The sequence below is a fragment of the Dyella japonica DSM 16301 genome (assembly GCF_001010355.1).
GTDB classification, from domain to species: Bacteria; Pseudomonadota; Gammaproteobacteria; order Xanthomonadales; family Rhodanobacteraceae; genus Dyella; species Dyella japonica.
The window spans coordinates 1-411 of sequence record NZ_JPLA01000109.1; the positions used below are offsets into that span (position 1 = coordinate 1).

Sequence of the window (411 nt, forward strand, 5' to 3'; positions counted from 1 at the left end):
GCATATATGGTTGACGTGATTGGCCCTCAATTACTTGACCAGTATGGTGTTGAACTGGTAGAATGCACCATTGAAGAAACGTCCAAATGCCATGTTAACTATTGCAAATGATTGACCACACAAGGAAACTGTAAACCATGAACGAATTTACAAAGATGACAAACCGAGCAGAAATTTCGCACAGCATTGAAAAGATTTTAAAGGTGATTGAAGGTGGGGATGACCTGCGTGAAGGCTTGGTTGAAACTCCATCGCGCGTCGCTAAAGCATTTGAAACATGGTTCAGCGGTTACAATGTGGATATTGCATCCCTGTTCAAGACTTTTGAAGATGGTGGGGAAAACTGTGATGAAATGGTTATTGTTCGTGATATTCCTGTTTACAGTCACTCTGAACATCACATGGCCCCTA

Annotated in this window: 1 protein-coding gene; it reads left to right on the forward strand. The window is 41.8% G+C overall.

The window, feature by feature from the left end; translation table 11 throughout:
• Positions 1 to 137: 137 nt before the first annotated feature.
• Positions 138 to 411 (forward strand): GTP cyclohydrolase I (locus tag Y882_RS19520; RefSeq protein WP_211259221.1); only part of this gene is annotated, 274 nt, incomplete at its 3' end.